Raw genomic sequence first — 26,983 nt, 5'->3', positions numbered from 1 at the left:
GGGGCACCGCCGGCGGCGCTGGCCCACCGCGCCGACGACCACGTTTACTCCTCGGGGCGCAGGGAACCCGCCGCCTGTGCGACAGGACCAGGAGGATCCGGATCAGCGCAGGTCAGCCCGGGTGTACGCCGGTGCTGGCCGGGCCGGTTCCGGGCCTGTCGAGGGCACCCGCCCCGTCCTGTACGACGCGGTGCTGCTGGACCGGGACGGCACCCTGATCGAGGACGTGCCGTACAACGGTGATCCGGAGAAGGTGCGGCCGGTGCCGGGAGCGCGAGCGGCGCTGGACCGGCTGCGGGCCGCCGGGCTGCGGCTGGCGGTGGTGACGAACCAGTCCGGCCTGGCCCGGGGCTACTTCGGCGAGGAGCAGATGCGGGCGGTGCACGCCCGGATCGAGGAGCTGCTGGGGCGCTTCGACGCGTGGTTGGTCTGTCCGCACGACGACGCCGACGGCTGCGACTGCCGCAAGCCGGCCCCCGGCCTGGTGCACGCCGCCGCACGGGAGCTCGGCACGCGCGCGTCGCGCTGCGTGCTGGTGGGCGACATCGGTCGGGACGTGGCCGCCGCGCTGGCGGCGGGGGCGGCCGGTGTGCTGGTGCCCACCCCGGTGACCCGGCCGGAGGAGGTCGCCGCCGCCGGGTGGCTGGCCAGCGACCTGCCGGCGGCGGTGGATGAGATCCTGCGCCGCCAGCAGGCGGTGCACACCGTGCCGGGTCGGATCGGCGAGCGGGTGGGCACAGCGCTGGTGGTGCGGTCGGACTCGGCGGGGGACGTGCTGGTCACCGGGCCGGCGATCCGCGCCGTCGCGGCCGGCGCGCAGCGGGTGGTGCTGCTGTGCGGGCCACGCGGGCGGGCGGCCGCCGATCTGCTGCCTGGCGTCGACGAGATTCTCGAACATCCGCTGCCGTGGATCGATCCCACTCCGGCGCCGGTCGACCCGGACGCCATGCGGACCCTGGCCGCGCGCCTCGCCGCCATAGGCGCGGACGAGGCGGTGGTCTTCACCTCGTTCCACCAGTCCGCGCTGCCGCTGGCGCTGCTGCTGCGGATGGCGGGGATCCGCCGGATCTCCGCGATCAGCGACGACTATCCGGGTTCCCTGCTGGACGTCCGCCACCGGGTGCCCGTCGGCGTCCCCGAACCCGAACGTGCCCTCTCCCTCGCCGCCGCCGCCGGCCACCGGCTGCCCGGCGACGACGAACCCGTGCTCCGGCTGCGGCCGGACGCCCTGCCGCCCCGCCCGGCCGACCTCGGTGACCCCGGCTACGTGGTGCTGCACCCCGGCTCGGCGGCGTCGAGCCGGGCCTGCCCGCCCGAGCTGGCGGCCCGGATCGCCGGGTCGCTGACCGCCGCCGGGCACCGGGTGCTGGTCACCGGTGGCTCCGACGAGCGCGACGTCACCGCCCGGGTCGCGGCGGCCGGCGGCACCGATCTGGGTGGCCGGACGGACCTGCCCGGGCTGGCCGCGATCGTCGCCGACGCCGGCGCGGTGGTGGTGGGCAACACCGGGCCGGCACACCTCGCCGCGGCGGCCGGGGTGCCGGTGGTGAGTCTCTTCGCGCCGACCGTCCCGTTTGGGCAGTGGGGGCCCTACCGGGTGCCCACCGTCCGGCTCGGCAACGCCGACGCGCCCTGCCGGGACACCCGGGCGGCCAGTTGCCCGGTGCCCGCGCACCCCTGCCTGAGCGGCATCGACCCGGCCGAGGTGGTCGAGGCGTTGCGGGTGCTGGCCGTCAGCGGTGGTGGCGGCCGATGAACGTCCTGCTCTGGCACGTGCACGGTTCCTGGACCACGTCCTTCGTGCACGGCAGCCACCGCTACCTGATCCCCACCACACCCGACCGTGGCCCCAACGGCCTCGGCCGTGCCCGCACCTACCCCTGGCCGGACAGCGCCGTCGAGGTCGCCCCCGCCGACCTGCCCGGCGCCGGCGTCGACCTGGTAATCCTGCAACGCCCCGAGGAGGTCGACCTCGCCGAGGAGTGGCTGGGCCGCCGCCCCGGCCGCGACGTCCCGGCCATCTACGTCGAACACAACACGCCCAAGGGCGACGTGCCGAACACCCGGCATCCGATGGCCGACCGCGACGACCTGCTCATCGCCCACGTCACCGGTTTCAACCAGATCTTCTGGGACACCGGCGGCACCCGCACCACAGTGGTCGATCACGGGATCGTCGCCCCCGCCGTGTCGTACACCGGTGAGCTGGACCGGCTCGCCGTGGTGATCAACGAGCCGGTACGGCGGGGCCGGGTCACCGGTACCGACCTGCTGCCCCGGTTCGCCGAGATCGCTCCGCTGGACGTGTTCGGCATGGGCGTCGCCGGCCTCGCCGACCACCTCGGCCTGCCCGCCGAGCGGCTCACCAGCCATGACGACGTACCCCAGGACCGGATGCACGCCGAACTGGCCCGGCGGCGCGCGTACCTGCACCTGTGCCGGTGGACCTCGCTGGGGCTCAGCCTGATCGAGGCGATGGCGATCGGCATGCCGGTCGTCGCGCTCGCCACCACCGAGGCGGTGACGGCGGTGCCCCCGGCGGCGGGGGCCCTCGCCACCCGGATGGACACCCTGCTCGACGCCGCCCGCCGGTTCATCACCGAGCCGGAGGCCGCGCGTCAGGCCGGCGCGGCGGCACGGACGGCCGCGCGGGACAGGTACGGCCTCGACCGTTTCCTCGCTGACTGGGACCGGCTGCTGGAGGAGGAAGTATGCGGATCGCGATGATCTCGGAGCACGCCAGCCCGCTCGCCATCCTCGGAGGGGAGGACGCCGGTGGCCAGAACACGCACGTCGCGGAGCTGTCCGCCGCGCTCGCCGACGCCGGGCACGAGGTGCGGGTCTACACCCGCCGGGACGCGCTCGACCTGCCGGTGACCGTCCGCAGCCCGGACGGGTACGACGTGGTGCACGTGCCGGCCGGTCCGGCCGAGCCGGTGGCCAAGGACGCGCTGCTGCCGCACATGCGAGAGTTCAGCCGGTGGCTGGTGGAGCGGTGGCGGGGCGGGGACTGGATGCCCGAGGTGATCCACGCGCACTTCTGGATGAGTGGCCTGGCCGCGCTGAACGCCGGCCGGCAGACCGGCGTGCCGGTGGTGCAGACGTACCACGCGCTGGGCACCGTGAAGCGCCGCTACCAGGGCGTGCAGGACACCAGCCCGGCGCGGCGGATCTCCTACGAGCGGGAATTGGGCCGCTCGGTGGACCGGGTGGTCGCGCAGTGCCGCGACGAGGTCGGTGAGCTGGTCCGGATGGGAGTGCCCCGGTCCCGGATGACCGTCGTTCCGTCCGGGGTCAACCTCGCCTCGTTCACCCCGCTCGGGCCGGCCGCGGACCGGGAGCCGGGCCGGCCCCGGATCCTGACCGTGGGCCGGTTGGTGGAGCGCAAGGGCTTCCAGACCGTGATCCGCGCGATGGCGCTGGTGCCGGACGCCGAGTGTGTGGTGGTGGGCGGGCCGCCCGAGGGGCTGCTGGAGACCGACCCGTACGCCCGGCGGTTGCGGGCGCTGGCCGAGACCTGCGGGGTGGCCGACCGGGTACGGCTGGTCGGCGCGGTGCCCCGGGAGGAGATGGGCCGCTGGTACCGCTCGGCGGACCTGCTGGTCGCCGCCCCCTGGTACGAGCCCTTCGGGTTGACGCCGCTGGAGGCGATGGCCTGTGGGGTGCCGGTGGTCGGCACCGCCGTGGGCGGCATCCGGGACACGGTGGTCGACGGGACGACCGGCGATCTCGTGCCGGCCCGCGATCCACGTGCCCTGGCCACCGCGATCCAGCGGCTGCTCGACGACCGCATCCGGCGCTTCCGGTACGCCACCGCCGCGCGTGAGCGGGCCCGGTCGCGGTACTCGTGGGCCGCCACGGCCGAGCGGCTGGCGGAGCTCTACGGCGAGGTGGCCGCGGTGCGCCGGCCGACCCGGGTGGTGGCCTGATGCCGGCGGGCAGCCCGCTCGACACCCACCTGACGAACCTCGCCGCGGCGCTGGTGCCCTACCGACGGTGCGAGTCGCAGCTGGCGCGCTGGGGTGCGCAGCTGGCGCACCGGCTGGCGGGCGGGGGACGGTTGCTGGTCGCCGGCAACGGTGGCAGCGCGGCGGAGGCCCAACACCTCACCGCCGAACTCGTCGGCAAGCTCCACCACGACCGGCAGCCGCTGTCCGCCATCGCCCTGCACGCCGAGACCAGCGCCGTGACCGCGATCGCCAACGACTACGGCTACGCCGACGTCTACGCCCGCCAGGTCCGCGCCCACGGCCGACCCGGCGACATCCTGCTGCTGCTCAGCACCAGCGGCACCAGCGGCAACCTGCTCACCGCCGCGCACGCCGCCCGGGACGGCGGCCTCACCACCTGGGCGCTCACCGGGCCCGCCCCCAACCCCCTCGCCGACGCCTGCGCCGACGCCCTCGCCGTCGCGTCCCCCGACTCCCAGGTCGTCCAGGAACTGCACCTCGTCACCAGCCACCTGCTCTGCGAATACCTCGAGCAGGAGTTGCCCGCCGCGCTGGCCGCGTCCACCCGGCACGCGCCGGCCGAGCCCGCACCGGCCGGTCGGCTCCCGTCCGGGCCGGTGCGTACCGGGGTCGAGGTGGTGCTCGACGGCGGGACCGGACAGCAGGTCGACGCGTGAGGATGAGGAGGTAAGCGTGAGGGGACCCGTGGTGGTGGTCGGGGACACCCTGCTCGACCGGGACGTGGAAGGGGTCGTGAACCGGCTCTGCCCGGACTCCCCGGTGCCCGTGCTCGACGAGACCGCGGCCGCTGACCGGCCCGGTGGCGCCGGCCTGGCGGCGGTCTTCGCCGCCGCGCAGGGCGCCGAGGTGGTGCTGGTGACGGCGCTCGCCGACGACGCCGGCGGCGCCCGGCTGAGCGCGTTGCTCGCCGCCGCCGGTGTGCAGGTGTACCCGCTGACCCTGTCCGGCGCGACGCCGGAGAAGGTCCGGCTGCGGGCCCGCGGCCGGGTGCTGCTGCGCCACGACCGCGGCGGCGTACCCGGCGAACCGGGCCAGCCCTCCGACGAGGTGCTGCGGGTGATCGGTGCGGCGTCGGCGGTGCTGGTCAGCGACTACGGTCGGGGGGTCGCCCGCCAGCCCGCGCTGCGCGCCGCGCTGGCCGCGACCCGCGCCCCGGTGGTGTGGGACCCGCATCCGCGTGGACCGGCGGCGGTGCCTGGCGTGCATCTGGCCACACCGAACGAGTCGGAGGTGCGCGAGCTGGTCCCCACGCTGCCCGGGGCGTCCCGCCTCGCGACCGCTTCCCGGGGCGCGCAGGGTCTGCGCCGACGCTGGCGGGCCGGTGCCGTCGCGGTGACGCTGGGCGGGGACGGCGCGCTGCTCTGCCACGCCGGGTCGACGCCGCTGGTGGTGCCGACCCCGGGCAGCGCCGAGGGGGACACCTGCGGCGCCGGCGACCGGTTCGCGGCCAGCGCCAGCCTTGCGCTGGCCCAGGGCGCGCTGGTCTCCGAGGCGGTGCAGGCGGCGGTCGCCGACGCGTCCGCGTATGTGGCGGGCGGGGGAGTGGCCGCGGCCCTCCCACCGCCTGTGAAGTCGGCGCCTACCGGCGTGGTCGGCCTGGGTGGTGACCGGGTGGGCGTGGCGGCGGTCGCCACGCTGCTCGCCGACGTACGCGCGGCGGGCGGCACGGTGGTGGCCACCGGAGGCTGCTTCGACCTGCTGCACGCCGGGCACGTGGCCACCCTGCAGGCCGCCCGTCAGCTCGGCGACTGCCTGATCGTCTGCCTCAACTCCGACGCCAGCGTCGCCGGGTTGAAGGGGCCGGACCGGCCGGTGATGTCCGAGGGTGACCGCGCACGGCTGCTGGCCGCGCTGAGCTGTGTGGACGCGGTCATGGTCTTCGACGAGTCGACCCCGGAGGCGGCGCTGTCCTGGCTGCGTCCGGACATCTGGGTCAAGGGCGGGGACTACGCCAGTGGTGGCGGGGACGCCGCGGCGCTGCCCGAGGCGGAGGTCCTGCGTCGCTGGGACGGGCACACGGTGGTGGTGCCGTACCTGGACGGCCGGTCCACCACCGACATGATCGCCCGCTCCGGCCAAGGGCACGCCACCGGCGCGTGCTGCGCGACCGGCGACCCGACGGAGCCGGCCCGCACCGCCGTGCCGTCGTCGGTGACGCCCGGCGGGGAGCGGACCCGATGAGCGCCGCGTCACCCGGTGCCGGGCCCACCGTCCTGGTCACCGGCGGTTCCAGCGGTCTCGGCGCGGCGGTGGTCGCCGCGGTGACCGCCTCCGGTGGCCGGCCGCTCGTGCTGGATCGGCAGCCGCCGGTCGACGGGGTGTCCTGGACCGAGTGCGACCTGGCCGACACCCGGGCCGCCGAGGTGGCCACGCAACACCTCGCCGAGCAGGCCGGCGGCCTGGACGCGGTGGTCACCGCCGCCGGCATGGACGTGCCGGGCCGGCTCGCCGACGTGCCGGGGGAGACCTGGGACCGGATCGTCGCGGTAGACCTGCTGGCCACCGCCGCGGTGATCCGGGCCGCCCTGCCGTTCCTGCAGACCTCCCGCGGTCGCATCGTCACGGTCGCCTCCACCCTCGGTGTCAAGGCGGTCAGCGACGCCACCGCGTACTGCGCGGCGAAGTTCGGCGTGGTTGGCTTCACCCGCGCCCTCGCCGCCGAACTCGCCGGCCAGGTCGGCGTCACCCTGCTCATCCCCGGCGGGATGCGTACCGCGTTCTTCGACGAGCGTGACCCGCAGTACAAGCCGGGGCCGGACGCCATCCTCAACGATCCTGTCGACACCGCCGCGGCGATCATGTACGCGCTCAACCAGCCGCCCGGCTGCGCCGTACGCGAGATGGTGGTCTGCGCCGAGCAGGAGACCTCGTACCCGTGATCCTCGTCCTGCGCGCCCTCGGCGTCGGCGACCTGGTCACCGCGGTGCCCGCGCTGCGGGCGCTGCGGGTCGCGTACCCCGGTCGGGAGCTGGCGCTCGCCGCGCCCGCCTGGCTGGCCCCGCTGGTCGACCTGGTCGGCGGCGTCGACCGGCTGGTGGACACCGCCGGGCTGGATGGCCCGGCCTGGCCCGGCCCGGCCCCGCAGGTCGCGGTCAACCTGCACGGGCAGGGCCCGCAGTCGCACCGGCTGCTCGCCGCCGCCCGCCCCGGACGCCTGCTCGCCTTCGCCAACACCGACGCCGGGTTCGTCGACGGCCCGCCGTGGGCCGCCGACGAGCACGAGGTGGACCGGTGGTGCGGGCTGCTGTCGTGGTACGACATCCCGGCCGACCGCACCGACCTCGCTCTGCGCCGTCCCGAGGCGCCCCGGCTGCCCAGCGGGGCGACCGTGCTGCATCCCGGCGGCAAGATCCCCGCGAAGCGCTGGCCGGCCGAGCGGTTCGCCGCGCTGGCCCGGGCGCTCACCGACCGGGGGCACCGGGTGCTGCTCACCGGCTCGGCCGACGAACGCGCGCTGGCCGCCGGGGTGGCCGACGCGGCCGGCCTGCCGCCGACCTCCGTGCTGGCCGGCCGGACCGACCTCGGGGCGCTCGCCGCGCTGGTCGCCAACGCCCGGTTGGTGGTCAGCGGGGACACCGGGGTGGCGCACCTGGCCACCGGGTACGGCACCGCCTCGGTGGTGCTCTTCGGGCCGGTGCCGCCGGCCCACTGGGGGCCGCCGCCGGACCGGCCCCGGCACCGGGTGCTCTGGGCCGGTGCCGGCGGTTGGCGCCGGTGGGACGGGGTAGGAAGCCACCCGACGTTGGCGGCTCTGCGGCTCGACGAGGTGCTGGCCGCCGTGGACGAGGTGGAACGGGTGGTGCGGGTCTCCGGTGCGATTGCGGCGTAGCGATCCGGGCCGGCCGGGGTACGGGCGCCGACGGCGCGGCAAGGGCTGGCACTTCGTCGATCCGGGCGGCGTTCCGGTCCGGGATCCCGACCAGTTGGCCCGACTGCGGGAGCTGGTCATCCCGCCCGCGTGGGAGGACGTCTGGATCTCGCCGTACCCGAACGGCCACATCCAGGCGATCGGCATCGACGCGGCGGGGCGCAGGCAGTACCTCTACCACCCGCTGTGGCGGGAGAAGCAGGACGAGGCGAAGTTCGACCACATGCTGGAGGTGGCCCGGCGGCTGCCGGTGCTGCGGGAGCGGGTGGGGCACGACCTGGGCGGCCGGGGCCTGGGCCGGGACCGGGTGCTGGCCACGGTGGCCCGCTTGCTGGACATGGGGATGTTCCGGGTCGGCAGCGACCAGTACGCGGCCGGCGACGAGCCGACGTTCGGGGTGTCCACCCTGCGCCCCGAGCACGCCCGGTCCCGGGGCGGCTGCGTGGTCTTCGAGTTCCCGGCGAAGGGCGGCATCGAGCAGGTGCGCCGGATCGAGGACCCGGAGCTGTGCCAGGTGCTGACGGACCTGCGCCGCCGGCGTCGGCAGGCGGACCGGCTGTTCGGCTACTGGGACGGCCGGGAGTGGCGGGACGTGCGTAGCGACGAGGTCAACGGGTACCTGCGCGACGCCAGTGGCGGGGAGATGACCGCCAAGGACTTCCGCACCTGGCACGCCACCGTGCTCGCCGCGACCGAGTTGGCCACCGCCGGCCCGGGGCGCTCGATGACCGCCCGGCGCAAGGCGGTGGTCGCGGTGATGCGCGAGGTCGCCGAGCTGCTGGGCAACACCCCTACCGTGGCGCGCACATCCTATGTGGACCCTCGGGTGGTGGACCTCTACCACGACGGGGTGGTGGCGCCGGTGGACCCGCAGGCGCCACGGGAGGAGGCCGAACGGGTCGTATTGGAGCTGCTCGAGAAGGCCTGACCGGCCCCGCCTACGGTCCTGGGGGGAGAGTGACGGGACCGGAGCTTCAGTCCGCGGTCGGGGGGCACCGGGCGGCCGCCCGCCGCGTCTGGCGGCGGGCGCCTCGCCACGGCCCCCGTTGGCGACCTGCCGCGGCCGCCTGGGCGGGCCGCGGGTCGACCGCGTTGATCGTCAGTCTGCCCGGGACGAGTTGACCATGGATGCCGGGCGGTTGACGATCCGCGCCGGATCCGTGTGGCCCTCCCGGTCCGCCTGCGGGCTCATCCCGTACGCCGCCCGGAACGCCCGGCTGAAGTGCGCCTTGTCGGTGAACCCCCAGCGGGCGGCGATCATCTGCACGGGCTGGGTGCGCAGCGCGGGGTCGGTCAGGTCGCGCCGGCACCGGGCCAGCCGCAGGTCCCGGATGTAGGACGCGACGGTGGACTCCTCGGCCTCGAACAACCGGTGCAGCGAGCGTAGTGAGATGTGGTGGGCGTCCGCGACGGTCTGCGGGCTGAGCGTCGCGTCGCCGAGGTTGCGGTGAACGTACGCCTGCACCTGGGTGACCAGCGCCCGGCGGCGGACCTCGGTCGGCACCGCGTCCTCGGCGACCAGGTGCCGGCCGAGCATGGTGGTGGCCAGGTCCAGCCCGACCGCGCCGAGCCGGCTGGCGTCGGCGCCATGGTACTGCTCGGGATGCCTGGTGACCTGGAGCAGGAACCGCGCCAGCAACGCGCCGACGCCCTCGCTGCCGGACATCCGGCCGCCGTAGAGGCCGGCCATCCGCTGCGGCGGCAGTGGCAGCGCCGCGTGCGGGATCATCACGATGACTGAGCTGGCCTGGTCCCGCTCGGGCTCGATGGCGTGGTGGCCGACGTCATGCGGGCGGGAGGCGTCGTAGAAGGTGAACTCCCCGGCCAGAATCTCGCTGCGGCGACCGTCCTGGCTGGACGTGCCGACACCGCCGGTCGTAAGGGCGAGCATGTAGAGCTCCGGATCCGACTGGCGGACGAGCTTGCGGGTCCGGGTGGCGTCCAGCGACGGATAGCGGTAATTGATCAGCTGGATCGGGCCGAGATCGATAAAGTCGGCCCGGGCGGCGAAATCGTCGGCGTGCGCGGACTGGATCCGCATCGGCGCCGAGGTGCGTGCCACGAGGTCCAGCCACATCCCGAACCGTTCACCCGGCGGCAGCACGGTGGTGTCGACGGTGTCCCGGTGCAGCATCCGGTGCTCCTCAGACCGCTCGCCGCCGGATCAGGGCCTCAATGCCGTCGAGGATCCGGTCGAGGCCGAAGGTGAACTCCTCATCCGGGTCGTCGTCCTGGCCCAGCACTCCGGAGGTCAGCACCCGGTGCAGCGCCGGGAAGCGGGCAGGGTCGATGAGCCGGCTGAGCATCCGGCCGTACGCCGGCATCATCTCGCCCGGCTTCATGCCGGCGGCCCGGCTGCCCTCGGCGATCTGCGTGGTGAGGGTGGCCTCGTTGCGGACGTACCCGGTGATCAGCAGCATTGCCGACATCTGCTCGCTCTCGGCCAGCGCGGTGCCGTCGAGGCAGCGCAGCCCGTCCTCCAGCCAGCCGAGCGTCTGGGGGGTGATCGGCGGGCCGGTGATCGGCACGTGCAGTAGCCAGGGCCGCCGCCGCAGCACGTCGTGCTCGGCCCAGGCCCAGCGGGTGAGGCCGGCGCGCCAGTCGGCGTCCGGTGCGGCGGGACCGGGCGGTGGGCCGTACCCGGTGTCGACCATGAGCATCAGCAGTTCGTCCTTGGAGCCGATGTGCCGGTAGAGGGCCATGGTGGCGGCGCCCAACTCCTTGGCCACCCGGCTCATCGAGACGGCCGCGAGCCCGTCGGCGTCGGCCACCCGCACGGCGGCGTCCACGATGCCGCTCACGGTCAGCCCCGGCCGGGGCCCCTTGGGTGGCCGCTCACGCAACCCCCAGGCGCTCTCGATGGCCGGCGGGATCGCCGGGCCGTTGTCGTCTGTCCTCGCCGCCACATTTTCCTCCTTGCCCCGTCATCCTAGTTCTGCGTATGGTCTACGCATAAGAGCGTACGCCATACGCAGAAGGAGTTCTCCCATGACGACGACGACCGCACCGGCCCCCCGAGCGGGCCGACGGGAGTGGATCGGGTTCACGGTGCTGATGCTGCCGCTGCTCCTGGTCTCGATGGACGTGTCGGTGCTCTACTTCGCCGTCCCGTTCATCAGCGAGGAACTGCGCCCCACCGGCACCCAGCAGCTCTGGATCTTCGACATCTACGGCTTCGTGCTGGCCGGACTGCTGATCACCATGGGCGCCCTGGGTGACCGGATCGGCCGGCGTCGGCTGCTGCTGTTCGGCGCGGCCGCGTTCGGCGCGGCGTCCCTGCTGGCCGCGTACGCCGACAGCGCCGGGACGCTGATCGCCGCCCGCGCCGTGCTCGGCGTCGGCGGGGCCACCCTGATGCCCTCCACGCTCGCCCTGGTCCGCAACATGTTCCACGACGCCAAGCAGCGCGGCACCGCGATCGGCATCTGGACCGCCACGCTCACCGGTGGCATCGCGATCGGTCCGGTGCTCAGCGGCGTCCTGCTGGAGCACTTCTGGTGGGGCTCGATCTTCCTGATCAACATTCCCGCGATGGTGCTGCTGCTCCTGCTCGCCCCGATCCTGGTGCCCGAGTTCCGCAACCCCGGCGCCGGCCGGTTCGACCTGGTCAGCGCGCTGTTGTCGCTCGGCGCGCTGCTGCCGGTGATCTACGGCATCAAGGAGATGGCCCGCGACGGCGTCAGCCCCGCACGGGTGTCGGCCATCGTCGCCGGCCTGCTCGTCGGGGCGCTGTTCCTGCACCGGCAGCGGACCCGGGCGTACCCGATGATCGACCTGGCGCTGTTTCGCCGCCGCGGCTTCGCGGGGTCCCTCGCGGTCAACCTGCTGGCGATGTTCGCCCTGGTCGGCTTCGCCATCTTCACCACCCAGCACCTCCAGTTGGTGCTCGGCCTGAGCCCGCTGCGGGCGGCACTGTGGAGCCTGGTGCCGTCCCTGGCGGTCGGCGGGATCGCTCCGGCCGCCGCCGCGCTCGCCCAGCGCATCGATCGGTCGTACCTGATCGGCACCGGTTTCGGGATCGCCGTGCTCGGCTTCCTGGTGCTGACGCGGGTCACGCCCGAGTCGCCGCTCTGGCTGCTGCTGCTCGGCGCCAGCATCTACGCGGCCGGGTTGGTGATGGTGATGTCGCTGGTCACCGAGCTGGTCCTCGGTGCGGCGCCGCCCGAGCAGGCCGGTGTCGCCTCGGCGCTGACCGAGTCCAGCAGTGAGCTGGGCGGCGCGCTGGGGATGGCGATCCTGGGCAGCGTCGGCGCGGCGGTCTACCGCCGGGAGGTCCTCGACGGCCTGCCCGCCGGCCTGCCGGCCGACGCCCGCGACGCGGCCCATGAGACGTTGGGCGGTGCGCTGGCGGTGGCCGAGGGGCTGCCGGCCGATCTGGGCGACGCCGTGCTGCACGCCGCCCGACTCGCGTTCGCCGACGGGCTGCACCTCGCCGCGATCGCCGCCACGGTGGCGATGCTGCTGGGCGCGGTGACCGCGCTGGCCGCGCTGCGCGGCGTCCGGCCGGCCGACCCCGCGGCGGTGGCCGCCGAGCCGACCGGTCCGGCCGGTACGCCGATGTCGTCGGTCAGTCGTTGAGCACGTGCGCGAGCCGGTCGCGGAAACGCCGCTCGGAGTCGCTGACCGGCTCGCCGCCCAGCCCGAGCAGCCCACCGCTGGAGGCGGCGCCGACCACCTGCTCGGCGATGTCCACCAGCCAGTGCTTGTACGCGCCAGCGGCACCCTCGTCGACCCGGACGGCCAGCAGCGCGGCGGCCTCGCCGGCCCGCACCAGCACGTCGTCGATCATCGCCCGGGGGTCGGCGGGCGCGATGACCGGCAGCTCCTCGCCGGTCTCCGGGTCGCCGACCCGGGTCACGATCTCGCCGGCCACGGCGGCGACCAGCGGGCTGGCCGACTCCCGGCCCGCCGAGATGGTCTCCAACCCGGCCGCGTTCTCCGCCATGGTCCGGCGGGTGCCGTCGGACTCGGCGGCGCTCGCGGCGGTCAGCACCGACTGCGGCAGGCCGACCAGCAGCCCCCACTCCTCGTCGGAGAAACCGAAACCGGTGTACGCCGGCTGCTCGATCACGGCAACGCCCCTTCCGCCCTGCTCTGCTCGGTCAATCGGTGGGCCCTGCGCTGGCGCCCGGCTCAGGCTAGTCCAGCGTCAGCAGGCCCTGTTCGGACACCACGCGCACGGACAGCGTCTTGTACCCCACCTCGTCGAAGAGAACCGTCATCTTGTCCTCCTCGTAGCCGAGCACCAGGCCCTGCCCCCACTCCGGGTGACGTACCTGGCTGTGCACGGGGAACGGCCCGACCGCGCCGTCGTCGGCGACGCTGGTGCCGGCATGACAGTTGTCGCAGTGCCCGCAGATCTCGGTCATCTGCTCGCCGAAGTAGGCCAGCAGGGTCTGCCCCCGGCAGGCGGTGGTCTCGGCGAAGGCCCGCATCATGTCGGTCCGTGACCGGGTCACCGTCTGCTGCCGCTCCGCCTCGGCCAGCGCGGCCGCGGCGGCGTCCACCGGGGTGGGGGCGTAGCGGGGGGCGGCGATGCGCTGCCGGGCGCGCGGCTCGGCGGCCCCGACCTGCTCCAGAAGGGAGAGGTACTGGCCCAGCTTGCGTGGCCCGAGACCGGTGGCCTCGCGTAGCTCGGTCTTGGTGGCCGGCTTGCGACGCAGCAGCGCCGCGAGGTCGCGCAGCTCGTTCTCGTCCGGCAGGCCACCACTGAAGAACCGTTGCAGGCCCACGTCCTCGGCCCGCCAGAGCAGCAGGACCCGGGCCGGCTGCCCGTCGCGGCCGGCCCGGCCGATCTCCTGGAAGTAGCTGTCCGGCGAGTCGGGCAGCGCCATGTGCACCACCCAGGCGATGTTCGGCTTGTCGATGCCCATCCCGAACGCCGACGTGGCCACCATGATCGGCACCTGGTCGGCGAGGAACGCCTCGTGCAGCTCGGCGCGGGCACCGGCCGACATCCCGCCGTGGTAGCACTGCGCCGGGAAACCGGCGCCGGTCAACCGGGTGGCCAGCTCCTCCGCGGAGCGGCGGGTCGGCACGTAGATGATCCCCGGTCGCTCGTCGTCGCGCAGCAGCGCCACCAGGCGGCGCCACCGGTAGTCCTCGGTGGGACAGTGCGCCACCTCCAGGAACAGGTTGGGCCGGTCCAGCCCGGAGACCACCACCTCGGGCTTCCGCAGCCGCAGCCGGGCGATGATGTCGTCGCGTACCGGTGGTGACGCGGTGGCGGTCAGCGCGACCACCGGCGGCCGGCCGATGCCCTCGATCAGGTGCCCGAGCGCCAGGTAGTCGGGACGGAAGTCGTGCCCCCAGGCCGAGATGCAGTGCGCCTCGTCGATCGCCACCAGTGCCGGCCTGAGCGAGGCGACCTCGGCCATCCGGTCGGGGTTGCTCAGCTGCTCCGGGGTGATGAACAGGAACTCCGCCCGGCCCTCGCGTATCTCGGTGATCGCCTCGGCCTGCTGGGCGGCCGACTCGTTCGAGCTGATCCGCACGGCCCGCAGCTCCGGGCGCTGGCGCTCGTTGAGGGCCGCGATCTGGTCCTGCTGAAGGGCCAGCAGCGGCGAGATCACCACGGTGGGGCCGGGGATCAGGCTGGCCGGGATCTGGTAGATGGCCGACTTGCCCGCGCCGGTGGGCAGCACCACCAGGGCGTCACGTCGCTTCATCACCGCGCGCATGGCGGCCAGTTGGTTGGGCCGCAGCGCGGTCCAGCCAAAGAGGCTCCGCGCCGCGCGGCGCAACGTCATCGAGTGCGTGGACAGTTTCATCGAGGGCCGGAGGTACCCGACCCGATCACCGCCGAAACCGTCTCCGGCCGTGGCGGTCGTCAACCGCCGCCCGGGCTCAGCGTAGGCGGGGCAGGACCTCGCGCTGGTAGAGGTCGAACAGACCCTGGTGGTGCGGACCGACGTTGGCCAGGTACACCTCGTCGAAGCCGGCCTTGGCGAACCTGTCGATCATCTCCAGGTGCGCGTCGGCGCTGTTGCCGCAGACGAACGCCTCCTTCATCATCTCCGGCCTGACCAACTCGGCGACCTGCTCGAAGTGGCGCGGCGACGGGAGCACCTGGGACAGCTCACCGGGCACCCCGGCGTTGGGCCAGCGCTCGTACGCGATCCGCATGCCCTCGTCCTCGCTGGCCGCGTACGCCGCCTTGAAGCCGGCCTGGCACGGCTTGTCGCCGCCGCCGTTCTCCCGGAAGCGCCGGACCATCTCGGCGTCCGGCCTGGTGCTCACGTAGCCGTCGCCGATGCGTGCGGCCAGGTCGATGGCCTTCGGGCCGAAGCCGGAGACGTAGATCGGCGGGGGAGTGTCGGGCAGCGTGTAGATGCGGGCGTGCTCGACGGTGTAGTGCTTCCCGTGATGGTTGACGAAGTCACCCGTCCACAGTTTCCGCAGCACCTCGACGGCCTCCTCCAGCATCTCCAGCCGGACGTCGGTCTGCGGCCAGGCATCGCCGAAGATGTGCTCGTTGAGCGCCTCGCCGCTTCCGACGCCGAGCACGAACCGGCCGCCGTGCAGCACCGCGCTGGTCGCCGCCGCCTGGGCGATCACGGCCGGGTGGATTCGCACGGTCGGGCAGGTCACCGCGGTGGTCACCGGCAGCGAACAGACCTGGCTGAGCGCGCCGATCATCGACCAGACGAACGGGCTCTGCCCCTGCGCGTCCGTCCACGGGTGGTAGTGGTCGGAGATCCACAGCGCCTCGAAGCCAGCCTGCTCGGCGCCGCGCGCCTGTTCCAGGAGCTCAGCCGGCGTGAACTCCTCACTGGACAGAATGTAACCGATCTTCATCATTCCCCCTCGGCACGCGTACCCGGTGACGGGGAAGCCGTACCCCGGTGACGGTCGGCCACACGCGGGCCAGGTGCTCGACCGGGTGGTCGCTCAGCGCCGGCCGAACATCGCCCGGATCGCGGCGAGCAGCAGCAGAGCGCCGACCACCAGGCCGAGCAGGCGTACGCCGGGGATGTCGGCCGGGCTCGTCGCGTCGGCCAGCAGGGCGGGATCCATCCCCGAACTCTCCCCGGGACCGTGCCGTCCGGCAACTGTAAGGTTTATTGACTATTGAATCGCCCGGTGTGACCATGGCAGCACCGCCTGCCGGTGGCGGTGCGCCGACGGCGCGCGAGAGATGGGGTACGGGGGCCGCATGAGCGAGCGCAACCAGCGGGTCGGCGCGGACGTTGCCGGCACCGGCGGCCGACGCCGACCGCCACGAGGGGGCGGCGTGACCGCGCCCACCGGGCATCTCCCGGCGTTGGCCGCGGCCGTCCTGCAACCCGGGTTCGTCGGCACCACCCCGCCACCGTGGGTGTGCCGCTGGCTCGGCGAGGGGCTCGGCTCGGTGGTGCTCTTCGCCCGCAACGTCGTCGACTCCGCCCAGGTGGCGGCGCTCACCGCGACCCTGCGCGCCGAGCGGCCCGACGTCATCGTGGCGATCGACGAGGAAGCCGGCGACGTCACCCGGATCGAGTCGGTCCACGGCAGCTCCCGGCCCGGCAACTTCGCCCTCGGCGCGGTCGACGACCCGGAGCTGACCGAGGCGGTCGCCCGGGACCTCGGCGTGGAGCTGGCGGCCGCCGGGATCACCCTCAACTACGCCCCGGACGCCGACGTCAACTCCAACCCGGCCAACCCGGTGATCGGCGTCCGCTCGTTCGGGGCCGACCCGACTCTGGTCGCGCGGCACACCGCCGCCTGGGTCCGTGGGCTCCAGGCCGGCGGGGTCGCCGCGTGCGCCAAGCACTTCCCCGGGCACGGCGACACCCGCGTCGACTCACATCACGACCTGCCCCGGATCACCGCCGACCGGGACCGGCTGGACGCCTGCGAGCTGGCCCCGTTCCGGGCCGCCGTGACGGCCGGGGTGCAGGCCGTGATGACCGGCCACCTGCTGGTGCCCGCGCTCGACCCGCAGCTGCCGGCCACACTGAGCCAGCGCATCCTGGGCGGCCTGCTCCGCGACGAGCTGGGCTTCTCCGGCGTGGTGGTGACCGACGCGGTGGAGATGCGCGCCGTCGCCGACCGGTACGGCTTCGCCGGCGCGACGGTCCGCGCGCTCGCCGCCGGGGCCGACGCGATCTGCATCGGCGGCGAACGGGCCGACGAGCAGGCGGCCCGGGAGCTGCGCGACGCCATCGTGGCCGCGGTCGTCTCCGGCGAGCTGCCCGAGGAGCGTCTCGCCGAGGCGGCCAAGCGGGTCGGTCAGCTCGCCGCCTGGACCGTGGCCGCCCGCACCGCCCGGTCGGCCGCGGCGCGCGACGCCACCGACGTCGGGCTGGTCGCCGCACGCCGCGCCATCCGGGTCACCGCGGAGCACGCCGTCGCGCTGCCGCTGACCCGCGCGGCGCACGTGGTCGAGTTCGAGCCGCCACGCAACATCGCCATCGGCGCGGAGACGCCCTGGGGGATCGGTGCGCCACTGGCCGAGCTGCTGCCCGGCACGAGCACGGTCCGCTACGCCGAACCGGACGTGCCGGGTGATCCGGGCGCCGGTGCGGACGGGCGTCCCCTGGTGCTGGTGGTCCGCGACCTGCACCGGCACGACTGGATGCGCGCGGCGGTGCAGCGGGCGCTGGCCGCCCGTCCGGACGCGGTCGTGGTCGAGCTGGGTGTGCCCAAGCTGGTCACCGGCGCAGTGCACCTGGCCACCCACGGCGCCACCCGGGCCAGCGGACAGGCCGCGGCCGAGGTGCTGACCGGCGCCGGTTCGGTCAGGCCCTAGGAGGGCTCAGCGACCAGGTCGGCGTACTCGGGGTGCTTGTCGATGTACGCGGCCATGAACGGGCACCGCGGCACCACCCTGGCGCCCCGGGCCCGGACCTGGTCCAGGGTGCCCCGGATCAACGCCCCGCCCACGCCCATGTTCTGAAAGCGCGGGTCCACCTCGGTGTGGGTGAAGACCAGCACCCCGCCACGGACCAGGTACGCGGTGAAGCCGGCCAACGCGTCGTCGACCAGGATCTCGAAACGGTGCTTGGCGGGGTTGTCCTCGACCAGGTTGCTCACCGGCCCATTCTCCCCGCAGCGTCGACCAGCACATCCAGTTCGGCGAGCAACCGGTCCACCTCGTCCGCCGTGTTGTAGTGGTAGATGCTGGCCCGGACCGCGCCGCCGCTGTCGCGCAGCCCCATCATCTGGAAGTACTCGTAGGCGTAGTAGTCCCCGGCGGAGAGGCAGAACCCGGCGGCGCCCAGCGCCTCCTGGGTGGCCACCGGCGACATCCCCGCGATCCGGAAGGAGACCGTCGGGCAGCGCCGGGCCGGCGAGCCGTAGACGGTGATCGCGGGCCGCTCGGCCAGCCCGGCGAGCAGCCGGTCCAGCAGCGCCTCCTCGTGCGCCTGGGCGGCAGCCAGCCCGGCCCGCAGCCGGGCCCGCCGGTCGCCCACCGCGTCCGGGTCCAGCCCGGCCAGGTGGTCCACCGCGGCGGCCACGCCGGCCAGTAACGGGAAGCTGGGAGTGCCGTACTCGAACCGGTCCGGCACCACGTCGGAGGACGGCACCAGCTTCGCCGGGCGCAGCGCCGCCCACCGAGCCGGGTCGGCGACCATCGCCGCCAGGTGCGGGCCGGACCATTTGTAGGCGCTCGTGACCAGTACGTCGGCGCCGAGCGAGGCCAGGTCGGTCGGCCCGTGCGGCACCGAGTGCACCCCGTCGACGCAGACCAGCGCGCCGACGGCGTGCGCCGTCTTCGCGATCGCCGGAACGTCCGGAACGGTGCCGATGGCGTTGCTGCCGGCGGTCACCGCGACCAGTCGGGTGCGCTCGCCGACCAGCTCGGCGTACTGGCTGGCGGGCAGCTCGCCGGTGCGCCGGTCGACCTCGGCCCACCGCACCGTCGCGCCGGCCGCCTCGGCGGCCTGCACCCACGGCCGCACGTTGGCGTCGTGGTCGAGCCGGGAGACCACCACCTCGTCGCCGGGACGCCAGCCCGCGCCGAGCGTGCGCGCCAGGGTGTACGTCAGCGCGGTGGCGCTCGGGCCCAGCACCACCCCGGCCGGGTCGGCGTCGAGCAGGTCGGCCACCGCCGAGCGGGCGGCGGCCACCAGCTCCAGCGACCGGCGACCCGGCACGAAGGCGGCGCTGCGGTTGCCGACCGCGCTGCGCATGGCGTCGGCGACCGCGTCGATCACACCTTCCGCGGTCTGGGTGCCCCCGGCCCCGTCGAAGTGGACGAAGCCCTCGGTCAGGGCGGGGTAGGCGGCCCGGGTGCGGGCGATGTCGAACGGCATGTTCCGGACCCTAGCCGGTGCCCGGGCCGGTCCCGCCCGCCCCCATGAGGGCCGCCGTCCCCGATGATCACCAACCGGCGCCGTTCTCGCGGGCGTCTCGTACTCTTGGCGAGGTGACGAACCGACCCGCCACCATTCCGTTGCCCCCCGTCCGTCGCGCCGCCGGCCTGTTCGCCGGTCTGGCGCTCGGCCTCGCCGTGCTCGCCGGCTGCAGTTCGCAGGGCGCCTCCACCGACTGCGGGCTGGACGCCTGCACCGTCACCTTCGAGCGGGGTGTCGACGCGAGCGCCTCCATCCTGGGCGTCGACGCCAAGCTGGTCGGCGCAGAGGGCGACCAGGTGACCGTCGAGGTCGCCGGCGAGCAGCTCACGCTCACCACCGGGCAGCAGGCCACCGAGGCCGGCGGTTTCGCGGTCACCCTGGACAGCGTCACCGACCAACAGGTCAAGATTCGCGTTTCGCGCAACCCGGGCAACTGACCGGGCGGGCGGCGGTGGCCGACGTTTGGGGATCTCCGCAATCGGAGATTGTGGCGCCATGTCACTCACCCGTAACGCCGAAGCCACCGCCTCCCGCACGGCGGACAGCCGGTGGCTGGAACTCCTCGCCCGGGCCGGTTTCATCGGCTACGGCATCGTGCACCTGCTCTTCGCCTGGCTGGCGTTGCAGATCGCATTCGGGACGTCGTCCGACGACGGCGACCAGTCCGGCGCCCTTCGGACCCTCTCCGCGCAGCCGCTGGGCAAGTTCCTGGTCATCGCCACCGCGGTGGGCCTGCTCGCGATGGCGATCTGGCAGGCGCTGGAGGCGGCGGTGGGCCACCGCGCCGAGCGGGGCCGGGAGCGGGTCATGGAACGGCTCGCCTCGGCCGGCCGCACCATCGTCTACCTCTACTTCGCCTGGACCGCGTTCAAGGTCTTCAAGGACGCCGGGTCGAACAGCGCCGACCAGCAGGAGGCGTTGACCGGCAAGCTGATGACCTCCAGCGGTGGCCGCTGGCTGGTCGGCCTGGCCGGGCTGGTGCTCGCCGCGATCGGCGTGGGTCTGGTGATCTACGGCCTGGTCAAGCGGTTCGAGAAGCACCTGAAGACGGGCGAGATGAGCCCGAAGACCCGCACGCTGGCCCGCCGGCTGGGCATCGCCGGGTACGTCGCCAAGGGCGTCGCGTACGGCATCGCCGGTCTGCTCGTCATCGTGGCGGCGGTGAACTACGACCCGGAGAAGGCCCGTGGGCTGGACGCCGCGCTGCGCACGCTGCGCGAGCAGTCGTACGGCACGCTCCTGCTGAGCCTGGTCGCCCTGGGCATCGCCGCCTTCGGCCTCTACTGCTTCCTCCAGTCCCGGTACCGCAAGGTCTGACCTGGTCGATTCCGGAAGACGCCGGGCACTGGTGGGCTTCTGCCCGAAGGATCGCCGCCCGGCCGGAGGGGAGCAGCAAACACGTGCGGAGTTATCTCGAAACGGCCGTCGCCGCGCTCACCGCGGCGGCGGTCGCCCTGTTCCTGGTTGAGGTCGTCCACCGGATCACCCGGCGGTTCGGCCGCCGGTCGCTGCTGATGACCGAGCTGACCGACCACGCGCGCCGGCCGTTCCAGGTCGCCGCGACGGTGCTCGCGGTGCAGTTCGCCGCCCGGTTCAGCACCGGGTACGCGGTCGGCGAGGGCTGGCGCCGGCTGCTGCTGCACCTGCTCGTCCTCGGCGTCATCGCCACCGTGGCCTGGCTGGTGGCCGCCCTGCTGGTCGTCGTGGAGGACACCGCGCTGGCCCGGTTCCGGGTCGACGTGCCGGACAACCGGCACGCCCGCCGGGTACGGACCCAGGTGGTGATGCTGCGCCGGTTGACCATCGCGGTGATCGTGATCCTGGCCGTCGGCGTGATGCTGATGACGTTCCCGAGTGTGCGCGGCATCGGCGCCGGCGTGCTGACCTCCGCCGGCGTGGTCGGTGTGGTCGCCGCGCTGGCCGCGCAGAGCCTGCTCGGCAACGTGTTCGCCGGCCTCCAGCTCGCCTTCAGCGACGCGGTCCGGCTCGACGACGTGGTGGTCGTCGAGGGGGAGTGGGGCCGGATCGAGGAGCTGACCCTCAGCTACGTGGTGGTGCAGATCTGGGACGACCGGAGGCTGATCCTGCCCACCTCGTACTTCACCAGCAAGCCGTTCCAGAACTGGACCCGGACCGAGGCGGCGGTGCTCGGCACCGCCGAGTTCGACGTGGACTGGGCGGTCCCGGTGCAGACCATGCGGGAGGAGCTGCGCCGCCTGGTGGAGGGCACCGAGCTGTGGGACGGCCGGGTCTGCGTGCTGCAGGTGACCGACGCCACCGGCGGGATGGTCCGGCTGCGCGCGCTGGTCAGCGCCGCCGACGCCGGCAGCCTGTGGGACCTGCGCTGCCTGGTCCGCGAGCACCTGGTGGCGTGGATCCGGGACAACCGCCCCACCGCGATGCCCCGGTTGCGCACCGAGCTGGGCGTCGCCGGCAGCGACCTGCCCTGGCAGTGGGTGCAGCCACGCCGGCCGGCGCGCCGCACCGAGGTCCCCGACGACGCCCGCGTCTTCGGCGGCAGCGATGACGGCGACGCCCGCAGCGAAGCCTTCATCGGCCCCGAAGAAACCACCTCCCCCCGCCCCTGACCCCCCCCGGGCCTCCGGTCCCGGCGGTTCTCCCGGTTGATCATGAAGTTAGCGACGCCGATGACGGCGTGTCGTGCCGCCAACTCCATGCTCGACGGGGCGAGGGTGGGGGCCCGGGCGTGTCCGGGGGGCCGGGCGGGGCGTTGGTGGGGCGGGGAGAGGTTTGACCGGGCTTAGGCGGGGGACCTGCTGCCGGATGTCTCTACCGTGATCGGGGCGGACGGACGCCGCGCCGGGCGCGCAACCGGACGACAGGAACAGCGACCGGGTAGGCGCGCTTTAGGATTGACGAGCGCCGACTCCGGGCATACAGCGCGGTGATGAGGAAAGGAGGACAGCATGGCTGACGTGGCGAATGCCCGCACATCCCACAACGGGAGCGAGCCCTCCACCGCCGAATTGGTGCAGCGGGCCGCCGAGCAGGTCTCCCGTCTGGTGCGGGACGAACTGGCGCTGGCCCGGGCGGAGTTGACCCAGAAGGGCAAGCACGCCGGCATCGGGATCGGTCTGTTCGGCGCCGGCGGGGCGCTCGCCTTCTTCGGGCTGGGTGCCCTGGTCGCCACCGCGATCCTGCTGCTCGACCTGGTGCTGCCCGCCTGGGCTGCGGCGCTGATCGTGGCGGTGGCCCTCTTCCTGGTGGCCGGCATCCTCGCCCTGGTGGGCAAGAAGCAGGTCAGCCGTGCGGTCCCGCCGGTTCCGGCGGCCACGGTCCGCAGCCTCCGCGCTGACATGGACACCGTCGCCGCCGCGGTGAAGGACAGGGGGCGGGGATGACGGGAAACGGGACGGGCGACACGGAGGCGCTCCGCGAGGAGATCCGCCGCACCCGGGTCGAGTTGGGCGAGACGATGGAGGCGCTGGCCGCCAGGGCGGACGTCAAGGCGCGACTGAAGGAGTCCGCCGGGCAGGCCCGGGAGCGGATGCGCGAGCAGGCGGCGCAGACCGTGGCGCGGGTCCGCGGGCAGGCCGTACGCCGCGCGGAGTCGGCGCGGGCACAGGCGCACGAGAAGGGCGGGCTGGTGCGCGCGCAGGCCCACGAGAAGGGCGAACTGGTTCGACGCAACCCGGTGCCATGGGCGGCCATCGCCGCCGGTGCGGTGGCCACCGTGGTGGTACTGATGATCGTGCGGGGGAGGCGTAGGTGAGCAAGGGCATCAGCAGGGTCGCGTACCGACCGGCCGGCGTGCTGCTGGGTATCGCCGCCGGTGCGGTGGCCGGCGCGATCTTCCGGCAGGTCTGGAAGGTCACCGCCGGCGACGGCGAGGCGCCCAACGCCACCGACGAGGACCGTGGCTGGGGCGAGATCCTGGCCGCCGCGGCGTTGCAGGGGGCCATCTTCGCGGTGGTCCGGGCCGCCGTGGACCGGGGCGGCGCGGTCGGCGTCCGCCGGATGACCGGCCACTGGCCGGACTGACCAGCGCAGAGACATCGGCCCCCTTCCCGCATCGACGGGAAGGGGGCCTTTCGCATGGCATTGCACGCCGCCCAGCGGATCTCGGGCATCCGTCAGGTCACATGTCGGAGAAATTCGTCGGAGAGGTCGTGCAGAGTTTTTGCGTACGTGATTTGCTGTTGCCGCTGTTGCGAGATGGCGTGGGTTGAGAGAAGTCTCCTTCGTGGGGCCGCCTCAGACGCCGCTGCTCGAAAACGGCCAATCGGCCGCACGGCGTGCACGGCCGCCAGTTTTAGAAGGAGATACACATGGCGCAGGGAACCGTGAAGTGGTTCAACGCTGACAAGGGCTTCGGCTTCATCACCGTCGACGGCGGGGGTGCTGACGTGTTCGTCCACTTCTCGGCCATCCAGTCCAGCGGCTACCGCACGCTGGAGGAGAACCAGCGGGTGGAGTTCGAGATCGCTCAGGGTCAGAAGGGCCCGCAGGCTGAGCAGGTCCGTCCCATCTGAGTAGTGTGGCCGGCCCCCGCCGGCCAGTGGGACGATCCGGCCAGGGGTCGTTGTGTAGCCCCGCATCCCGTCCGGGATGCGGGGCTTTCCACGTACCCGGGACGGGTGCGTCTGCCCCCGCGCCACTGTGGAGACCGGGGTCAGGGTCGACGGCGGGAGCGCAGGCCGAACCAGAGCAGCACCAGCCCGGCCACGGCCACGATCGGGCCGAGCACCACCCAGAGCTGCTGGTCGGTCATCACACTGCCGCTGACGTAGCCGAGGCCCTGCACCGTCCACACCGCACCGATCACGACCGCCAACAGGCCGAGGGTGAGCGGAAGCCAACCCCTCATCGCGTCCCCTTCCCGCCGGATCGGGCGGCGCGCCGCCCCGCCCTGCCAGCATCGCCGGCCGGGCGAGGCGGTGCGAGCACCCGGGCCGCGCGGGTCACCACCGGTCGTGCACCTGCGGGCGGATCAGCTCGTCGTAGACCTCACGCACGCCGGTCAGCTGCCCGGCCGAGAGCGGCGGCAGGTCGGCCGCGGCCGCGTTGCGCCGGGCCTGATCGGCGTCGCGGGCGCCGGGGATGACGACGGTGACGCCCGGCTGGTCCAGCACCCAACGCAGCGCGAACTGCGCCATCGTGCGGTCCGCGTCGACCAGCGGCGCCAGCCGGCGTACGGCGGCCAACCCCCGCTCGAAGTCGACGCCGGAGAACGTCTCGCCGACGTCGAACGCCTCGCCGTGCCGGTTGAAGTTGCGGTGGTCATCGGCCGGGAACTCGGTGTGCTCGTCGTAGCGGCCGGAGAGCAGACCGCTGGCCAGCGGCACCCGGGCGATGATGCCGACCCCGGCCGCCGCGGCGGCCGGCAGCACCTGCTCCAGCGGCTTGTGCCGGACCGCGTTGAGGATGATCTGGACGCTGGCCACCCCGGGCCGGGCGATCGCGGTGAGCGCCTGGTCGCAGGTCTCCACGCTGACGCCGTACCCGGCGATGGCCTTCTCGGCGACGAGGGTGTCCAGGGCGTCGAAGACCGCGTCGTCGGCGAAGACGGCGGTGGGCGGGCAGTGCAGCTGGACCAGGTCCAGGGTGTCCATCCCCAGGTTGGCCCGGGACCGGTCGGTCCACTGCCGGAAGTTGGCCAGGGTGTACAACTCCGGCCGCTGCTCGACCCGGCGCCCCATCTTGGTGGCGACGGTCAGCCCGGCGTCGGGCCGGGAACGCAGGAAGCGGCCGATCAGCTGCTCGCTGCGGCCGTCGCCGTACACGTCGGCGGTGTCCAGGAAGGTGACCCCGGCGTCCACGGCGGCGGCCAGCACGGCCATCGCGTCGTCCTCGCTGACGGTGCCCCAGTCCGCGCCGAGCTGCCAGGCGCCCAGGCCGACCATTCCGACGGTCCGGCCGAGCCGGTTGAAGCTGCGCTGTTCCATGCCCCGAGCCTAGTGATCGGGTTGCCGGCCTGCCAGGCGAGCCGTACGGTAAACAAGACGGACGTACGGTTTGGGAGGCGACGATGTGGGATCCGACGACATACCTGCGCTACGGCGACGAGCGGTCCCGGCCGTTCCACGACCTGGTCGCCCGGATCCCGGCCGAACGGCCCCGCACCGTGGTCGACCTCGGCTGCGGCCCCGGCCAGCTCACCGCCACCCTCGCCGAGCGCTGGCCCGCGAGCCGGGTGGTCGGCCTCGACTCCTCGCCGGAGATGATCGACCGGGCCGCGGCCCTGGATGCCCCGGTCGACTTCGCCGTCGCCGACCTGCGTGACTGGCGCCCGGCCGGCGACGAGGACGTGGTGGTCACCAACGCCGCGCTCCAATGGGTGCCGGGCCACCAGGCGCTGTTGCGACGCTGGGCCGTCGAGCTGCCCGCCTGCGCCTGGCTCGCCATGCAGGTCCCGGGCAACTTCGCCGCCCCCTCGCACCTGGCGCTGCGCGAGGTCGCCGGCCGACCGGCCTGGCGGGCCGAGCTGGCCCCGCTGCTGCGCGCCGACCCGGTCGACGACCCGGCCGACTACGCGGAGCTGCTGACCGGTGCCGGCTGCACGGTGGACGCCTGGGAGACTACCTTCGTGCACCTGCTGCCGGCCCGGCCCACCGCCGACCACCCGGTGCTGACCTGGATGGAGGGCACCGCGCTGCGCCCGGTCCGGGCGGCCCTGGACGCCGCCAGCTGGTCCGCCTTCCGGGCCGAGCTGGGGGTACGACTCGCCGCCGCGTACCCGGTGCGGCAGGGTCAGGTGTACTTCCCGTTCCGCCGCGTCTTCGTCGTCGCCCGCACCGGCGACCGTGCCCAGGAGAACCAGTGACCGACCTGCCCACCTTCATCGCCGGACTGCCCAAGGTGGAGCTGCACGTGCACCACGTCGGCTCCGCCTCGCCCCGCATCGTCGCCGAGCTGGCCGCCCGGCACGAGGGACGCACCCCGGTGCCGGCCGACCCGGAAGCACTCGCCGACTACTTCGAGTTTCGCGACTTCGCCCACTTCATCGAGGTCTACCTGAGCGTGGTGGACCTCATCCGCGACCCCGAGGACGTCTGGATCCTCACCCACGAGGTGGCCCGGGAGCTGGCCCGCCAGCAGGTCCGGTACGCGGAGCTGACCATCACGCCGTACTCGCACGTGCGCCGGGGCATCCCCGCGCCGGCGTTCTGCGAAGCCATCGAGGACGCCCGCAAGCGCGCCGCGGTCGACTTCGGCCTCGACCTGCGCTGGTGCTTCGACATCCCGGGCGAGGCGGGCCTGCCGGCGGCCGAGGAGACGCTGCGCATCGCGCTGGACGAGCGGCCGGACGGGCTGATCAGCTTCGGCCTGGGCGGCCCGGAGATCGGCGTACCCCGGCCGCAGTTCCGCCCCTACTTCGACCAGGCCCGCGCGGCGGGGCTGCGTTCGGTGCCGCACGCGGGGGAGACCACCGGCCCGCAGACCGTCTGGGACGCGCTGAACGAGCTGGGCGCCGAGCGGATCGGGCACGGCATCTCCGCCGCACGGGACCCGGAGCTGCTCGCGTACCTGGCCGAGCGGCAGATCGGGATGGAGATCTGCCCGACGTCCAACGTGCGAACCCGCGCGGTGGCCAGCCTCGACGAGCACCCGCTGCCCCGGTTGGTCGAAGCCGGGCTGCTGGTCACCATCAACTCCGACGACCCGCCGATGTTCGGCACCACCCTCAACGACGAGTACGCGGTGGCGGCCCGGCTGCTCGGGGTGGGCCCGCAGGGGCTGGCCGGGCTGGCCCGCAACGCGGTGGCCGCGTCCTTCCTCGACGCGGACGGCAAGCAGCGGATCACCGCGGAGATCGACGCCCACCTCGCCACCGTCACCGGCTGAGCCGTTCCGGGGGAGCAGGGCGCGCGGCGGGAGCGTGGGTGTGGGGGGACCTGGACTCC

At 73.9% G+C, this 26,983-nt stretch carries 29 protein-coding genes; 19 read left to right on the top strand and 10 right to left on the bottom strand.

Features of this window, described 5'->3' with window-relative positions; all coding sequences use genetic code 11:
* The first annotated feature begins 76 nt into the window (after positions 1-76).
* Genes ACFYPS_RS18925 through ACFYPS_RS18890 form a run of 8 tightly spaced genes read left to right on the top strand, consistent with a single transcriptional unit; the run spans position 77 to position 8,767 of the window.
* Positions 77-1,756 carry an HAD-IIIA family hydrolase gene (locus ACFYPS_RS18925; protein WP_387325793.1) on the top strand — a complete coding sequence of 560 codons (1,680 nt, stop codon included), beginning with the start codon at positions 77-79 and terminating at the stop codon, positions 1,754-1,756.
* Complete coding sequence (locus tag ACFYPS_RS18920; RefSeq protein WP_354964123.1) at positions 1,753-2,727, top strand: glycosyltransferase; 975 nt, start codon at positions 1,753-1,755, stop codon at positions 2,725-2,727. The genes ACFYPS_RS18925 and ACFYPS_RS18920 overlap by 4 nt, the downstream gene beginning before the upstream one ends.
* On the top strand, positions 2,712-3,929 hold the full coding sequence (locus ACFYPS_RS18915; RefSeq protein WP_387325790.1) for a glycosyltransferase: 1,218 nt from the start codon (positions 2,712-2,714) through the stop codon (positions 3,927-3,929). The genes ACFYPS_RS18920 and ACFYPS_RS18915 overlap by 16 nt, the downstream gene beginning before the upstream one ends.
* The gene (locus ACFYPS_RS18910; RefSeq protein ID WP_354964333.1) at positions 3,926-4,627 is read left to right on the top strand and encodes an SIS domain-containing protein; all 702 of its coding nucleotides are present in this window, start codon (positions 3,926-3,928) and stop codon (positions 4,625-4,627) included. The genes ACFYPS_RS18915 and ACFYPS_RS18910 overlap by 4 nt, the downstream gene beginning before the upstream one ends.
* 16 nt (positions 4,628-4,643) lie before the next feature.
* Complete coding sequence (locus tag ACFYPS_RS18905) at positions 4,644-6,152, top strand: PfkB family carbohydrate kinase (RefSeq protein ID WP_387325788.1); 1,509 nt, start codon at positions 4,644-4,646, stop codon at positions 6,150-6,152.
* Positions 6,149-6,850: an SDR family oxidoreductase gene (locus tag ACFYPS_RS18900; RefSeq protein WP_387325785.1), complete on the top strand. Its 702-nt coding sequence runs from the start codon at positions 6,149-6,151 to the stop codon at positions 6,848-6,850. Before ACFYPS_RS18905 ends, ACFYPS_RS18900 begins: the two co-directional genes overlap by 4 nt.
* A complete protein-coding gene (locus ACFYPS_RS18895) occupies positions 6,847-7,800 on the top strand; it encodes a glycosyltransferase family 9 protein (protein ID WP_387325782.1) in 954 nt (317 codons plus the stop codon). Before ACFYPS_RS18900 ends, ACFYPS_RS18895 begins: the two co-directional genes overlap by 4 nt.
* Entirely contained in the window at positions 7,784-8,767 is a 984-nt protein-coding gene (locus ACFYPS_RS18890) for a DNA topoisomerase IB (protein ID WP_387325780.1), read from the top strand. The genes ACFYPS_RS18895 and ACFYPS_RS18890 overlap by 17 nt, the downstream gene beginning before the upstream one ends.
* 171 nt (positions 8,768-8,938) lie before the next feature.
* Here the strand turns inward: ACFYPS_RS18890 and ACFYPS_RS18885 are convergent, their stop codons facing one another.
* The gene (locus ACFYPS_RS18885) at positions 8,939-9,973 is read right to left on the bottom strand and encodes a helix-turn-helix domain-containing protein (protein WP_387325777.1); all 1,035 of its coding nucleotides are present in this window, start codon (positions 9,971-9,973) and stop codon (positions 8,939-8,941) included.
* A gap of 10 nt (positions 9,974-9,983) precedes the next feature.
* Complete coding sequence (locus ACFYPS_RS18880) at positions 9,984-10,745, bottom strand: TetR/AcrR family transcriptional regulator (RefSeq protein WP_354964130.1); 762 nt, start codon at positions 10,743-10,745, stop codon at positions 9,984-9,986.
* 82 nt (positions 10,746-10,827) lie between these two features.
* Between ACFYPS_RS18880 and ACFYPS_RS18875 the strand changes: the two genes are divergently transcribed.
* On the top strand, positions 10,828-12,417 hold the full coding sequence (locus tag ACFYPS_RS18875) for an MFS transporter (RefSeq protein ID WP_354964131.1): 1,590 nt from the start codon (positions 10,828-10,830) through the stop codon (positions 12,415-12,417).
* Here ACFYPS_RS18875 and ACFYPS_RS18870 read toward each other — a convergent pair.
* From ACFYPS_RS18870 to ACFYPS_RS18855, 4 genes are all read right to left on the bottom strand, one after another.
* Positions 12,407-12,910: a hypothetical protein gene (locus ACFYPS_RS18870; RefSeq protein ID WP_354964132.1), complete on the bottom strand. Its 504-nt coding sequence runs from the start codon at positions 12,908-12,910 to the stop codon at positions 12,407-12,409. The genes ACFYPS_RS18875 and ACFYPS_RS18870 overlap by 11 nt on opposite strands.
* A gap of 67 nt (positions 12,911-12,977) precedes the next feature.
* A complete protein-coding gene (locus ACFYPS_RS18865) occupies positions 12,978-14,609 on the bottom strand; it encodes an ATP-dependent DNA helicase RecQ (RefSeq protein ID WP_354964133.1) in 1,632 nt (543 codons plus the stop codon).
* A 76-nt stretch (positions 14,610-14,685) separates the two neighbouring features.
* The gene (locus ACFYPS_RS18860; RefSeq protein ID WP_354964134.1) at positions 14,686-15,636 is read right to left on the bottom strand and encodes a TIGR03557 family F420-dependent LLM class oxidoreductase; all 951 of its coding nucleotides are present in this window, start codon (positions 15,634-15,636) and stop codon (positions 14,686-14,688) included.
* Between the two features lie 93 nt (positions 15,637-15,729).
* Entirely contained in the window at positions 15,730-15,855 is a 126-nt protein-coding gene (locus ACFYPS_RS18855; RefSeq protein WP_255421242.1) for a hypothetical protein, read from the bottom strand.
* Between the two features lie 217 nt (positions 15,856-16,072).
* On the opposite strand from ACFYPS_RS18855, the gene ACFYPS_RS18850 reads away from it, so the two are divergent.
* Positions 16,073-17,569: a glycoside hydrolase family 3 protein gene (locus ACFYPS_RS18850; protein WP_354964135.1), complete on the top strand. Its 1,497-nt coding sequence runs from the start codon at positions 16,073-16,075 to the stop codon at positions 17,567-17,569.
* On the opposite strand, the gene ACFYPS_RS18845 is transcribed toward ACFYPS_RS18850, so the two are convergent.
* Together ACFYPS_RS18845 and ACFYPS_RS18840 are read right to left on the bottom strand one after the other, a co-directional pair.
* The gene (locus ACFYPS_RS18845; protein WP_354964136.1) at positions 17,566-17,853 is read right to left on the bottom strand and encodes a GNAT family N-acetyltransferase; all 288 of its coding nucleotides are present in this window, start codon (positions 17,851-17,853) and stop codon (positions 17,566-17,568) included. The genes ACFYPS_RS18850 and ACFYPS_RS18845 overlap by 4 nt on opposite strands.
* Positions 17,850-19,076: a cysteine desulfurase-like protein gene (locus tag ACFYPS_RS18840; protein ID WP_387325771.1), complete on the bottom strand. Its 1,227-nt coding sequence runs from the start codon at positions 19,074-19,076 to the stop codon at positions 17,850-17,852. The genes ACFYPS_RS18845 and ACFYPS_RS18840 overlap by 4 nt, the downstream gene beginning before the upstream one ends.
* Positions 19,077-19,189: 113 nt before the next feature.
* Between ACFYPS_RS18840 and ACFYPS_RS18835 the strand changes: the two genes are divergently transcribed.
* The 7 genes from ACFYPS_RS18835 (at position 19,190) to ACFYPS_RS18805 (ending at position 23,611) form a co-directional block, all read left to right on the top strand.
* Complete coding sequence (locus ACFYPS_RS18835; RefSeq protein ID WP_354964138.1) at positions 19,190-19,555, top strand: hypothetical protein; 366 nt, start codon at positions 19,190-19,192, stop codon at positions 19,553-19,555.
* 58 nt (positions 19,556-19,613) lie between these two features.
* Positions 19,614-20,435: a DUF1206 domain-containing protein gene (locus tag ACFYPS_RS18830; protein WP_387325768.1), complete on the top strand. Its 822-nt coding sequence runs from the start codon at positions 19,614-19,616 to the stop codon at positions 20,433-20,435.
* A gap of 83 nt (positions 20,436-20,518) precedes the next feature.
* Positions 20,519-21,706 (top strand): mechanosensitive ion channel domain-containing protein, encoded by a 1,188-nt coding sequence (locus tag ACFYPS_RS18825; protein ID WP_354964140.1) that lies wholly within the window; start codon positions 20,519-20,521, stop codon positions 21,704-21,706.
* 339 nt (positions 21,707-22,045) lie between these two features.
* Entirely contained in the window at positions 22,046-22,480 is a 435-nt protein-coding gene (locus ACFYPS_RS18820; RefSeq protein WP_354964141.1) for a phage holin family protein, read from the top strand.
* The gene (locus ACFYPS_RS18815) at positions 22,477-22,851 is read left to right on the top strand and encodes a DUF3618 domain-containing protein (protein ID WP_354964142.1); all 375 of its coding nucleotides are present in this window, start codon (positions 22,477-22,479) and stop codon (positions 22,849-22,851) included. Before ACFYPS_RS18820 ends, ACFYPS_RS18815 begins: the two co-directional genes overlap by 4 nt.
* Entirely contained in the window at positions 22,848-23,120 is a 273-nt protein-coding gene (locus ACFYPS_RS18810) for a DUF4235 domain-containing protein (protein ID WP_089016691.1), read from the top strand. Before ACFYPS_RS18815 ends, ACFYPS_RS18810 begins: the two co-directional genes overlap by 4 nt.
* Positions 23,121-23,407: 287 nt before the next feature.
* Positions 23,408-23,611 carry a cold-shock protein gene (locus tag ACFYPS_RS18805; protein ID WP_091424054.1) on the top strand — a complete coding sequence of 68 codons (204 nt, stop codon included), beginning with the start codon at positions 23,408-23,410 and terminating at the stop codon, positions 23,609-23,611.
* A 140-nt stretch (positions 23,612-23,751) separates the two neighbouring features.
* Here ACFYPS_RS18805 and ACFYPS_RS18800 read toward each other — a convergent pair whose 3' ends face one another.
* Positions 23,752-23,946: a hypothetical protein gene (locus ACFYPS_RS18800; RefSeq protein WP_354964143.1), complete on the bottom strand. Its 195-nt coding sequence runs from the start codon at positions 23,944-23,946 to the stop codon at positions 23,752-23,754.
* 94 nt (positions 23,947-24,040) lie between these two features.
* Positions 24,041-25,024, bottom strand: a complete 984-nt coding sequence (locus ACFYPS_RS18795) for an aldo/keto reductase (protein ID WP_354964144.1) — start codon at positions 25,022-25,024, stop codon at positions 24,041-24,043.
* Positions 25,025-25,107: 83 nt separating this feature from the next.
* On the opposite strand from ACFYPS_RS18795, the gene ACFYPS_RS18790 reads away from it, so the two are divergent.
* Positions 25,108-25,902: a trans-aconitate 2-methyltransferase gene (locus ACFYPS_RS18790; RefSeq protein WP_387325763.1), complete on the top strand. Its 795-nt coding sequence runs from the start codon at positions 25,108-25,110 to the stop codon at positions 25,900-25,902.
* On the top strand, positions 25,899-26,924 hold the full coding sequence (locus ACFYPS_RS18785) for an adenosine deaminase (RefSeq protein ID WP_354964146.1): 1,026 nt from the start codon (positions 25,899-25,901) through the stop codon (positions 26,922-26,924). The genes ACFYPS_RS18790 and ACFYPS_RS18785 overlap by 4 nt, the downstream gene beginning before the upstream one ends.
* The last annotated feature ends 59 nt before the right edge of the window (positions 26,925-26,983 follow it).

It is taken from the genome of Micromonospora sp. NPDC005087 (assembly GCF_042872965.1).
GTDB lineage: Bacteria > Actinomycetota > Actinomycetes > Mycobacteriales > Micromonosporaceae > Micromonospora.
The sequence above is the reverse complement of the archived record's forward strand: the minus strand, read 5'-3'. Positions and strand labels throughout refer to the sequence as shown.

Coding starts and splice junctions, on each gene's coding strand:
- ACFYPS_RS18800 (WP_354964143.1), bottom strand. CDS start 23,946: ATGAGGGGTTGGCTTCCGCTCACCCTCGGCCTGTTGGCGGTCGTGATC.
- ACFYPS_RS18875 (WP_354964131.1), top strand. CDS start 10,828: ATGACGACGACGACCGCACCGGCCCCCCGAGCGGGCCGACGGGAGTGG.
- ACFYPS_RS18855 (WP_255421242.1), bottom strand. CDS start 15,855: ATGGATCCCGCCCTGCTGGCCGACGCGACGAGCCCGGCCGACATCCCC.
- ACFYPS_RS18900 (WP_387325785.1), top strand. CDS start 6,149: ATGAGCGCCGCGTCACCCGGTGCCGGGCCCACCGTCCTGGTCACCGGC.
- ACFYPS_RS18790 (WP_387325763.1), top strand. CDS start 25,108: ATGTGGGATCCGACGACATACCTGCGCTACGGCGACGAGCGGTCCCGG.
- ACFYPS_RS18915 (WP_387325790.1), top strand. CDS start 2,712: ATGCGGATCGCGATGATCTCGGAGCACGCCAGCCCGCTCGCCATCCTC.
- ACFYPS_RS18840 (WP_387325771.1), bottom strand. CDS start 19,076: ATGCCGTTCGACATCGCCCGCACCCGGGCCGCCTACCCCGCCCTGACC.
- ACFYPS_RS18820 (WP_354964141.1), top strand. CDS start 22,046: ATGGCTGACGTGGCGAATGCCCGCACATCCCACAACGGGAGCGAGCCC.
- ACFYPS_RS18815 (WP_354964142.1), top strand. CDS start 22,477: ATGACGGGAAACGGGACGGGCGACACGGAGGCGCTCCGCGAGGAGATC.
- ACFYPS_RS18885 (WP_387325777.1), bottom strand. CDS start 9,973: ATGCTGCACCGGGACACCGTCGACACCACCGTGCTGCCGCCGGGTGAA.
- ACFYPS_RS18920 (WP_354964123.1), top strand. CDS start 1,753: ATGAACGTCCTGCTCTGGCACGTGCACGGTTCCTGGACCACGTCCTTC.
- ACFYPS_RS18830 (WP_387325768.1), top strand. CDS start 19,614: ATGTCACTCACCCGTAACGCCGAAGCCACCGCCTCCCGCACGGCGGAC.
- ACFYPS_RS18805 (WP_091424054.1), top strand. CDS start 23,408: ATGGCGCAGGGAACCGTGAAGTGGTTCAACGCTGACAAGGGCTTCGGC.
- ACFYPS_RS18860 (WP_354964134.1), bottom strand. CDS start 15,636: ATGAAGATCGGTTACATTCTGTCCAGTGAGGAGTTCACGCCGGCTGAG.
- ACFYPS_RS18865 (WP_354964133.1), bottom strand. CDS start 14,609: ATGAAACTGTCCACGCACTCGATGACGTTGCGCCGCGCGGCGCGGAGC.
- ACFYPS_RS18795 (WP_354964144.1), bottom strand. CDS start 25,024: ATGGAACAGCGCAGCTTCAACCGGCTCGGCCGGACCGTCGGAATGGTC.